Source organism: Arenimonas sp. (assembly GCF_035312645.1).
Taxonomy (GTDB): domain Bacteria; phylum Pseudomonadota; class Gammaproteobacteria; order Xanthomonadales; family Xanthomonadaceae; genus Arenimonas.
The window spans coordinates 1-9,832 of the sequence record NZ_DATGBO010000093.1 but is presented as its reverse complement, the minus strand read 5'-3'; the positions used below and the strand labels follow the sequence as shown (position 1 = coordinate 9,832).

The following is a 9,832-nucleotide window of genomic DNA, read 5'->3' as shown; positions in this document are numbered from 1 at the left end:
ATCGTCGATGCGCCAGCCGACCACGTCGGTCATCGCACCGTTGTCGCCCTGGCCGACCGCGACCACGCGATCACCCACCTTGATCTTGCCCGACATCGCCGCCGGGCCGCCCGGCACCAGCGTACGGATGACGACGAATTCATCTTGGCGCTGCAGCACCGCGCCGATGCCTTCGAGCGACAAGCGCATCTGCATGTTGAAATTTTCCGCGCTGCGCGGCGACATGTAACTAGTATGCGGATCGATCGAGGTCGCGTAGGCATTCATGAAGCTTTCGAAGACGTTCTCGCCGCGCAATTCGTGCACGCGCGACGCCAGCGTCGCGTAACGCTTGTCGAGGGTGCGGCGGATGTCGTCGGGAGCGCGGCCGGCGAGCTTGAGGCGGAGCACGTCGTTCTTGACGTACTTGCGCCAAATCTCGTTGAGCGCGGTCTGGTCGCTGGCCCAGCTGGCTTTTTCGCGATCGTAGGCCCAGGTTTCCTTGCTGGAAAAATCGAAGGGCTTGGTCAGCAGGCTGCGGGCATAAGCCACGCGTTGGTCGACGCGCTGGCTGTAGGTGCCGAAGATGTCGAACGCCGCGCTGAGATTCTGGCTCTTGATCGAATCGTCGAGCGTGGTTTTGTACGGCTGGAAACGATTGATATCCGACTGTGTGAAGAACAGCTTCTGGCCATCGAGCGTGTCGAGATAGCGGCGGAAGATGTCGGCCGACAAGGTATCGTCGAGCGCCATCGGCCGGTAGGCATAACGGCTGTCGGAGAGCAGGCCGTAAACCAGGCGGGCGGCGGCGGCCTGGGCATCGGTCTGGGCCATGGCCGGCGCCGTTGTCGCGGCAGGCTTGGTGGTCGCAACGCCGGTGGCGGCGATCGCCAGGGTCAGCGGCAACACGGCGGACAGGGCGAGCAGCTTGCGGTTCAACATTTACGATCCTTCGGGGCCGGGACGCGGCCGTGCTGGGTTGAGCTTGCGCCGCCCGGGAGTGAGCGGCCTGTGCAGATGGTCATGGCCTGGATCGTACCGGCCGATCCGTTCAGGCGAACGCCTCGACGAACCCGGCTTCAGCCGCCATTCGGTCGGCGTGGTACGACGAACGCACCATCGGACCCGAGGCCACGTGCGTGAAGCCCATGGCCAAGCCGAGGACTTCGAGCTCCTTGAATTCCTCGGGCGTCCAATAGCGGAGCACCGGATGGTGGTGCGGCGTCGGCTGCAGGTATTGGCCGATGGTGATCATGTCGACATCGTGCGCGCGCAGGTCGCGCATCGCGCCGAGCACCTGCTCCTTCTCTTCGCCCAGGCCGAGCATGATGCCGGACTTGGTCGGCAGGCCTGGATGCTGCGCCTTGAATTTCTGCAGCAGCTGCAGCGACCAGTCGTAATCGGCGCCGGGACGCACGTTCGCGTAAAGCTCGCGCACGGTTTCGAGGTTGTGGTTGAACACATCGGGCGGATTGTCGCGCAGCACTTCCAGCGCGCGTTCCATGCGGCCCTTGCCGCGGAAATCCGGTGTGAGAATCTCGATCTTGATATTCGGGCTCAGCGCGCGTGTCTCGCGGATGCAATCGGCAAAATGCTGGGCACCGCCATCGCGCAAATCATCGCGATCCACCGACGTCACCACGACGTAGCGCAAGCCCATGTCGGCGATCGTGCGCGCGAGATTCGCGGGCTCGGAAGCATCCGGCGGCTTCGGACGGCCATGCGCGACATCGCAGAACGAGCAGCGGCGCGTGCAGACCTCGCCAAGAATCATGAAGGTCGCGGTGCCGTGGCTGAAGCACTCGTGGATGTTCGGGCAGCTGGCTTCTTCGCAGACGGTGACCAGGCGGTTTTCGCGCAGCTTGGATTTGAGTTTCGCGACCGCGTTGCCGGCAGGAATACGCACGCGGATCCAGCTGGGCTTGCGCAGCACGGGCGCGCTTTCGTCGAATTTCACCGGGCTGCGCGCGATCTTGTCTTCGCCGAGTTGCTTCACGCCTTCCTGCAAGGTCGGCGCGTTGCCGACGACGAGGACGGGAATGGATTTGCTCGCGGACTCGATCGACATGGGCGGCTCAGGCGGGAAGAAGGGCGGCTTGCAACAGCAGCGGCGGTTCGGTGGACGTTTCCGGGCGCAGGCCGAGCTGTTTCGAGAGTTGCGAAACCAGCACCGACGCGACCTCGGGCAGCGTCGCCGGGCCGCCGGATTTTAGCACCGAGGTCACCTGCAAACCGGCATATCCGCAGGGATTTATCCGCGAAAACGGCTCCAGGTCCATGGCGATGTTGAAGGCCAGCCCGTGGAAGGTGCAGCCATGCCGGACGCGCAGGCCGAGCGCGCCGATTTTTTCGCCCTGCACGTACACACCCGGTGCGCCTTCACGACGCAGGGCCGGGATGTCCCAGGTCGCGAGGGTGTCGATCAGCGCCTGCTCGATCCGCTGCACGAATTCGCGCACGCCGATGCCAATCCGGCGCAGGTCGACCAGCGGATAGGCGACCAATTGGCCGGGGCCGTGATAGGTCACCTGGCCGCCGCGATTGGTGCGCAGCACCGGGATGTCGCCCGGCGCCAGCACGTGCTCGGGCTTGCCGGCCTGGCCCAGCGTGAACACCGGATCGTGCTCGACCAGCCACAGCTCGTCGGCGCCATCGTCGCCGCGACTATCGGTATAGGTTTCCATCGCCCGCCAGACGCGCTCGAAAGGCTGCCGACCGAGGTCGCGGACAGTCCAGACGGGCTGCGCTCCACTCATCGCGCGCCCCGTAGCTCCACCCCACCGCAACTCGCCCCTGCGAGCAGAGGAGGAAGTTTTGCCGGGGCGAAAGTCGAAGTGCGGCCTACAGCGTCCACTTCACTTCCGGATGCCCGCGCAAGGCGATGTGCGCGGCATCGTATTGCTCGCGGCTGTCGGCGTTGAAACTGATCGAAATCGAGACATAGCGGCCGGCGCTGGAGGGGCGGGTGCGCACGGTTTCGTGCAGCACCAGCAAACCCGCCGCGGTCAGCAGGCGCGGGATCTCCAGTTCGAGGCCGGCATCGGCCGCGCCCATCGCGGTGATCTCGAATACGCCCGGAAACTGGAAGCCCTGATCGTCGCTGGTCTTTTTCATCCCGGCATTATCGGGGCATCCCGGCGCTTTCCCAAGCCAGACAGCCCTTCCGGCACATGGCGCCAAGCGCCCTGGGCCACTACCCTCGGGGGCCCGGGCTCTCCGCCCGCCCTCCGACCTGAACGGAAATGACCATGTCCAAGAAGCCCCTCGCCCTGTTGATTGCTGCCAGCCTGACGCTGGCGGCCAGCACCAGTGCCTTCGCAGCGAACAAACCCGCCATGAGCAAAGCCGCCACACCCGCCCCGGCCAGCAATCCTTTCCTCGCGCCCAGCACGCTTTACATGCAGGCGCCGCCCTTCGACCAGATCAAGGACGAGCACTACCAGCCGGCGATGGAAGAAGGCATGCGCCAGCAGAAAGCGGAAATCCGCGCGATCGCCGACAGCAAGGACGCGCCGACCTTCGACAACACCATCGTTGCGCTTGAGCGCAGCGGCGCCCTGCTGTCGCGCGCGCGCCGCGCTTTCGGCATCGCCACCAACACCCACACCAACGATTACATCCAGAAGGTGCAGGCGGAAATGGCGCCGAAGCTGGCGCAGCATTCCGACTCGATCACCCTCGATGCGCCGTTGTTCGCGCGCATCCACGCGCTGTACGAGAAGCGCGATACGCTCGGCCTCGACCCGGTGTCGCTGCGTCTGCTCGAACGCTACCACCTCGATTTCGTGCGCAGCGGCGCGCAGTTGTCCGGCGCCGACCAGACCACGCTGCGCGCGCTCAACGAAGAAGAGTCCAAGCTGACCACGCAGTTCTCCGAGCGTCTGCTCAAGGACACCAATGCCGGCGCGCTCGTGGTCGATTCGGCCAAGGAACTCGACGGCCTGTCCGCTTCGGATATCGAAAACGCCGCCGTCGCCGCCAAGGCGCGCGGCATGGCCGGCAAGTTCGTGATTCCGCTGGTCAACACCACCGGTCAGCCGGCCGAGGCTTCGCTGAAGAATCGCGCGCTGCGCGAACGCATCTACCGCGCTTCGATCGCCCGCGGCACGCACGACGGCCCGAACGATCTGCGCGGCGTGATCTCGCGTCTGGCGCAGCTGCGTGCGCAGAAAGCCAAGCTGCTCGGCTTCCCGAACTACGCCACCTACGTGCTTGACGATCAGATGGCGAAGACGCCGGAAGCGGCGTTGAAGCTGCTCAGCCAGGTCGGCGCCGCCGCCGCGGATCGTTCGCGCGCGGAAATCGCCGACATGCAGGCGGTGATCGATCGCCAGAAGGGCGGCTTCAAACTGCAGCCCTGGGATTACGCCTTCTACGCCGAACAGGTACGCAAGGAAAAATACGACCTCGACGAATCGCAGATCCGCCCGTATTTCGAACTCGACCACGTGCTGAAAGACGGCGTGTTCTTCGCCGCGCACCAGATGTACGGCGTGAGCTTCAAGCAGCGCACCGACCTGCCCGTCTACGATCCGGACGCGCGCGTCTGGGAAGTGTTCGATGCCGACGGTTCCTCGATCGGCCTGATCTACACCGATTATTTCGCGCGCGACAGCAAGCAGGGCGGTGCCTGGATGGATAGCCTCGTCGACCAGTCCGACCTGCTCGGACTCAAGCCGGTCGTGATCAACGAGCTCAACATCCCGAAGCCGGTCGCCGGCCAACCCGCGCTGCTGACCTTCGATGAAGTCACCACGATGTTCCATGAGTTCGGCCACGGTCTGCATGGCCTGTTCTCGAAGGTGAAGTACCCGTACATGTCGGGCACCAACACGCCGCGCGATTTCGTCGAGTTCCCCTCGCAGTTCAACGAGAACTGGGCGCTGGAACCGACCGTGCTCGCCAACTACGCCAAGCACTACAAGACCGGCGCGCCGATGCCGGCCGACCTGGTCGCGAAGATCAAGAAATCCAGCACCTTCAACCAGGGCTTCGACACGCTCGAATACACCGAAGCGGCGCTGGTGGACATGGAGTGGTACGCGTTGCCGGCTGATGCGCCGCTGCAGGATCCGGCGAAGTTCGAGCAGGCCGCGCTGGCGAAATACAAGGTCAACCTGCCGCAGGTGCCACCGCGCTATCACAGCACGTATTTCTCGCACATCTGGCCGGGCGGTTACGGCGCGGGTTACTACGCGTATCTGTGGACGGCCGTGCTCGGCGCCGACAGCTTCGCCTGGTTCCAGGAAAACGGCGGCATGACCGCCGCCAACGGCCAGCGCTTCCGCGACGGCGTGCTCTCGCGCGGCGGCACCGAGGATGCGCACACGCTGTACGTGAAGTTCCGCGGCGGCGAACCCAGCGTCGAACCGCTGCTCAAGCAGCGCGGATTGGTCTCGGAAAAGAAAAAGTAATCGTTGCCCGCTGCAAGCAACAGACAAGGCCGCCGCAAGGCGGCTTTGTTTTTGTGGGCTGGCCCGCCTCAGCAGAAACCACCTCCACGACCCCGGGCGTGCGTTGATCACAAGACGGTCCGGCGAAAGAAAATCACGGCCCTGCCCGCTCCCACGGGGCGCGCTCCCACGTAACATCGGGAAAACGATTCCGGGAGCCTGCCATGCAAGTCCGCGCCGCCGTCGCCTATCAAGCCGGTGCTCCGCTGAGCATCGAAACCGTGGATCTCGAAGGGCCGCGCGCCGGCGAGGTGCTGGTCGAGATCAAGGCCACCGGCGTCTGCCACACCGATCTGTACACGCTGTCCGGCGCCGATCCCGAAGGCCTGTTCCCGACCATTCTCGGCCACGAAGGCGCGGGCATCGTCGTCGATGTCGGGCCAGGCGTGACTTCGCTGAAGAAAGGCGACCACGTGATTCCGCTGTACACGCCCGAATGCCGCGAGTGTGAGTACTGCCTCAATCCCAAGACCAATCTCTGCCAGGCGATCCGCAGCACGCAGGGCCAGGGCCTGATGCCCGACGGCAGCAGCCGCTTCTCGATCGGCGGAAAGAAATTGCATCACTACATGGGCACGTCGACGTTCGCGCAGTACACGGTGCTGCCGGAAATCGCGCTGGCGAAAATCCGCGAGGACGCGCCCTTCGACAAGGTCTGCTACATCGGTTGCGGCGTCACTACCGGCATCGGCGCGGTGATCTACACGGCCAAGGTCGAGCCGGGAGCGAAGGTCGTGGTGTTCGGGCTCGGCGGCATCGGCCTGAACGTGATCCAGGGCGCGCGTCTCGCCGGCGCCGGCATGATCGTCGGCGTCGATATCAATCCCGCGCGCAAGGCGATGGCGGAAAAATTCGGCATGACGCACTTCGTCAATCCATCGGAAGTCGAAGGCGATCTCGTCCCGTATCTGGTCAACCTCACAAAAGGCGGCGCCGACTACAGCTTCGAATGCATCGGCAACACCAAGGTGATGCGCCAGGCGCTGGAGTGCTGCCACAAGGGCTGGGGTACCAGCATCATCATCGGTGTCGCCGACGCCGGCGCGGAAATCTCCACGCGTCCGTTCCAGCTGGTCACCGGTCGCAACTGGCGTGGCAGCGCTTTCGGCGGCGCGCGCGGCCGCACCGACGTGCCGAAGATCGTCGACTGGTACATGGAAGGAAAGATCGACATCGATTCGCTGATCACGCACACGATGCCGCTGGAAAAAATCAACGATGCCTTCGACTTGATGCAGCGCGGCGAGTCGATACGGAGCGTGGTGCTCTATTGATTCGCGTACACACCATCAACGGCGTCATTCCCGCGAAGGCGGAAGTGACCGACACTTCTGCAATTTGCCGGAATACAATTTCCCGAGGCATCAGAGAGAACACCGAGTCCATCGCATGACCCTCGAAACCATTTCCGAGCAGCGCCATTTCGGCGGCACGCAAGGCGTTTATCGTCATCTTTCCAGCGAATGCGCGGCGCCGATGCGTTTTTCGGTGTTCCAGCCGCCGCAGGCCGCGCGTGGCAAAGTGCCGGTGCTGTATTTCCTCGCCGGGCTGACCTGCACTGAAGAAACTTTCATGATCAAGGCGGGCGCCCAGCGCCTGGCTGCGGAACTCGGGCTGATGCTGGTCTCGCCCGATACCAGTCCGCGCGAAACCGGCATCGCGGGTGCCACCGGCGACGAGGACTTCGGTGAAGGCGCCGGTTTTTATCTCGATGCGACGCAGGCGCCGTTCGCGGAGAATTTCCGCATGTACAGCTACGTCGTCAATGAGTTGCCCGGCGTGATCGAAAAGAATTTTCCCGCCGATCCATCACGACGCGGCATCAGCGGGCACTCGATGGGCGGCCATGGCGCGCTCACCATCGCCTTGAAAAACCCCTGGCGTTATCGCTCGGTGTCGGCGTTCGCACCGATCGTCGCGCCGAGTCGCGTGCCCTGGGGCGAACACGCGTTCTCGCGCTATCTCGGCGCCGATCGCAGCACCTGGTCCGACCACGATGCCTGCGAATTGACGAAGACGCGGAGCTTTCCGGGCACGATCCTGATCGACCAGGGCGACGGCGATCGTCATCTGGAAAAGCAGTTGCACCCGGAGTTGTTCGAAGCCGCCTGCGCCGCCAGCGGACAGGCGCTGACGCTGCGCCGGCAACCGGGATACGAGCATTACTACTGGTTCGTCGCCAGTTTCATCGACGATCATCTGCGTCATCACGCGCGCGCGCTGGCTGGATAAAAAAAGCCGGCTTTCGCCGGCTTTTTTCACTATCCGTGGTATCCGGAATTCACTCCGAATCCCACCACATCATGAACTCGTCCCAGAGCCGGCTGAAGAATCCGCCTTCCGGCACGTCGGCTTCGGCAATCAGCGGACGCTCAGCGATCACCTTGCCGTCGAGGGCGACGCGCAGCTTGCCGATGACCTGACCTTTCTTGATCGGTGCGATCAGCGTCTTGGGTACGTCCATCGCCGGCTTGAGATCGCCGTAGCGGCCGCGCGGCACCGACAGCGTCAACGGTTCGGTCAGGCCCAACGTGACGGTATCGATCGAACCCTTCCACACCTTGTGCGTGGCGACCTTGGCGCCGGCCGCGTACAGCGTGTGCGCCTCGAAGAAACGGAAGCCCCACTCAAGCAAATTGAGATTGCCGGTTTCGCGCAGACGGAATCCTTCCGACTGCGACTTGCTCTGGATGCCCATCACGATCGAGATGAAGCGCTGCTCGCCACGCTTGGCCGAGGCCAGCAGGCAGAAGCCGGCGTTGTCGGTATGACCAGTCTTGATGCCGTCGATGCCGCTGCCTTCGCGCCAGAGCAGGTTGTTGCGATTGTGCTGGGTGATCGAACCGACCGTGAGTTCCTTGATGCTGTTGTAGGCATAGGTCTCGGGGAAATCGCGGATCATCGCGCGGCCGAGCAGGGCGAGGTCGTGGGCGCTGGAATAATGGCCTTCGGTGCTCAGGCCGTGGGAATTGACGAAATGACTGTTGCTCATGCCGATGCGCGCGGCGTAGCTGTTCATCAACGAGGCGAAGGCTTCTTCGCTGCCGGCGACGTGTTCGGCAATCGCGATCGCCGCGTCGTTGCCCGACTGCACCGACATGCCCTTCTCGACTTCGCTGAGCTTGACGCGGCTGTTGAGTTCGAAGCCACTGAAGCTGCCATCGGTGCCGGCGCCGCCTTCGCGCCAGGCGCGTTCGCTGATCGTCACCATGTCGTCAGGCTTGATCTTGCCGGCCTTGACCTCCGCCGCCGCGACGTACGAGGTCATCACCTTGGTGATGCTCGCCGGTTCCATGCGCTGGTCGTAGTTCTCGCCGGCGAGGATTTGGCCGGTGTCGTAATCCATCAGCAACCAGGCTTTGGCGCCGACCGGCACCGGTGCCGGCGGTGTCGGAACATTGGGGGTAGGCGCGGCGACGGGCGCATTCGGTTGCGGAATCGGGGCCTGCGCTGCGGCTGCAGCGACGAAGCCGGCAGCGACCGCTGCAAAAATGAAACGGGGGAAACGCATGGGCAAAACTCCAAGAGCAGGGACCGCCGCGGCGACCCGAAAAAGTGGGGCGATTTTACGGACTATTCACTGAACACGCGCGGGCTGGGCAGGCCCAGAGCACGGATCTTGTCGACCAGGGCCGGCAGCGCATCGAGTTCGGCCGGGCCGATGCGCACACGCCACACCGGCTGCCCGTTGGCCTCACCGCTGTCGATCACCACGTCGGCGATGCCGGCAGTGATGAGTTTGTCGGCGAGACGACGGGCATTGTCCTGGCTGGCGAAACTGCCGACCTGGAGAATGCGCTGCTCGTCATCGGCAGCCGCAGCTGGCGCGGATGGCGATGGATTGTCGCCTTCCACAGGTGTGGCAGCGGGCGACGCGGAGGGTAAGGCCGACGCGGATGAAGATGAAGATGAAGATGAAGATGAAGGTGAAGATGGAGTCGGCGATGCCGGTGCAGATACCGACGGCGGCGCGGCGATGACTGGCGCGGGCAGCGCTGGCGTCGCTGTTTCGACAGGCGCATCGACCGGGCCATCGCCGACGCTGATCGCCCGCACCTCCACCCGCGCCGTGCCGGTGCGATCGACGCCAAGACGTACCGCGGCAGCGTAACTGAGGTCGATGATGCGACCCTCATGGAAAGGTCCGCGATCGTTCACGCGCACGATCACGCTGCGGCCGTTGTCCAGATTGGTCACGCGCGCGAAACTCGGCAGCGGCAAGGTCTTGTGCGCGGCAGTGAACGAGCAGATATCGTAGATCTCGCCACTGGATGTTGCGCGGCCGTTGAACTTGTTGCCGTACCACGATGCCGTGCCGCGCTCGACGTAACCGTTGGCGCTGTCGAGCACGCGATAACTTTTCCCCAGCACCGAATACGGCGAGCGATTGCCGTAACGCG

The 9,832-nt window shown here is 64.0% G+C and carries 9 protein-coding genes; 3 read left to right on the top strand and 6 right to left on the bottom strand.

All coding sequences use genetic code 11. The features are described 5' to 3' along the window. The 4 genes from VKM35_RS08575 to VKM35_RS08560 form a co-directional block, all read right to left on the bottom strand. On the bottom strand, nt 1-921 hold a 921-nt coding region (locus tag VKM35_RS08575; protein WP_324320410.1), incomplete at its 3' end, for a PDZ domain-containing protein. Nucleotides 922-1,030: 109 nt separating this feature from the next. Beyond that, on the bottom strand, nt 1,031-2,047 hold the full coding sequence (gene lipA / locus VKM35_RS08570; RefSeq protein WP_324320408.1) for a lipoyl synthase: 1,017 nt from the start codon (nt 2,045-2,047) through the stop codon (nt 1,031-1,033). 7 nt (nt 2,048-2,054) lie between these two features. Further along, on the bottom strand, nt 2,055-2,735 hold the full coding sequence (gene lipB / locus VKM35_RS08565; RefSeq protein ID WP_324320406.1) for a lipoyl(octanoyl) transferase LipB: 681 nt from the start codon (nt 2,733-2,735) through the stop codon (nt 2,055-2,057). Nucleotides 2,736-2,820: 85 nt separating this feature from the next. Beyond that, a complete protein-coding gene (locus tag VKM35_RS08560) occupies nt 2,821-3,093 on the bottom strand; it encodes a DUF493 family protein (protein ID WP_324320404.1) in 273 nt (90 codons plus the stop codon). Between the two features lie 134 nt (nt 3,094-3,227). Here VKM35_RS08560 and VKM35_RS08555 point away from each other — a divergent pair, with 134 nt between their 5' ends. The 3 genes from VKM35_RS08555 to fghA all read left to right on the top strand — a co-directional run bounded on the left by VKM35_RS08555 (nt 3,228) and on the right by fghA (nt 7,664). Next, nucleotides 3,228-5,393, top strand: a complete 2,166-nt coding sequence (locus tag VKM35_RS08555) for a M3 family metallopeptidase (protein WP_414636602.1) — start codon at nt 3,228-3,230, stop codon at nt 5,391-5,393. Between the two features lie 203 nt (nt 5,394-5,596). Beyond that, nucleotides 5,597-6,706: an S-(hydroxymethyl)glutathione dehydrogenase/class III alcohol dehydrogenase gene (locus tag VKM35_RS08550; protein ID WP_324320402.1), complete on the top strand. Its 1,110-nt coding sequence runs from the start codon at nt 5,597-5,599 to the stop codon at nt 6,704-6,706. Between the two features lie 115 nt (nt 6,707-6,821). After that, nucleotides 6,822-7,664 (top strand): S-formylglutathione hydrolase, encoded by an 843-nt coding sequence (gene fghA / locus VKM35_RS08545; RefSeq protein WP_324320400.1) that lies wholly within the window; start codon nt 6,822-6,824, stop codon nt 7,662-7,664. 49 nt (nt 7,665-7,713) lie between these two features. Here the strand turns inward: fghA and VKM35_RS08540 are convergent, their stop codons facing one another. Both VKM35_RS08540 and VKM35_RS08535 read right to left on the bottom strand, forming a co-directional pair. Then, nucleotides 7,714-8,943, bottom strand: a complete 1,230-nt coding sequence (locus tag VKM35_RS08540) for a D-alanyl-D-alanine carboxypeptidase family protein (protein WP_324320398.1) — start codon at nt 8,941-8,943, stop codon at nt 7,714-7,716. A gap of 62 nt (nt 8,944-9,005) precedes the next feature. Further along, nucleotides 9,006-9,832, bottom strand: an 827-nt coding sequence (locus VKM35_RS08535) for a septal ring lytic transglycosylase RlpA family protein (protein ID WP_324320396.1), incomplete at its 5' end; no start/stop codon positions are given.

What these genes read in the sequence shown, in the direction of transcription:
- lipA (WP_324320408.1), bottom strand. Translation starts at nt 2,047, where the DNA reads ATGTCGATCGAGTCCGCGAGCAAATCCATTCCCGTCCTCGTCGTCGGC.
- lipB (WP_324320406.1), bottom strand. Translation starts at nt 2,735, where the DNA reads ATGAGTGGAGCGCAGCCCGTCTGGACTGTCCGCGACCTCGGTCGGCAG.
- VKM35_RS08560 (WP_324320404.1), bottom strand. Translation starts at nt 3,093, where the DNA reads ATGAAAAAGACCAGCGACGATCAGGGCTTCCAGTTTCCGGGCGTATTC.
- VKM35_RS08555 (WP_414636602.1), top strand. Translation starts at nt 3,228, where the DNA reads ATGTCCAAGAAGCCCCTCGCCCTGTTGATTGCTGCCAGCCTGACGCTG.
- VKM35_RS08550 (WP_324320402.1), top strand. Translation starts at nt 5,597, where the DNA reads ATGCAAGTCCGCGCCGCCGTCGCCTATCAAGCCGGTGCTCCGCTGAGC.
- fghA (WP_324320400.1), top strand. Translation starts at nt 6,822, where the DNA reads ATGACCCTCGAAACCATTTCCGAGCAGCGCCATTTCGGCGGCACGCAA.
- VKM35_RS08540 (WP_324320398.1), bottom strand. Translation starts at nt 8,943, where the DNA reads ATGCGTTTCCCCCGTTTCATTTTTGCAGCGGTCGCTGCCGGCTTCGTC.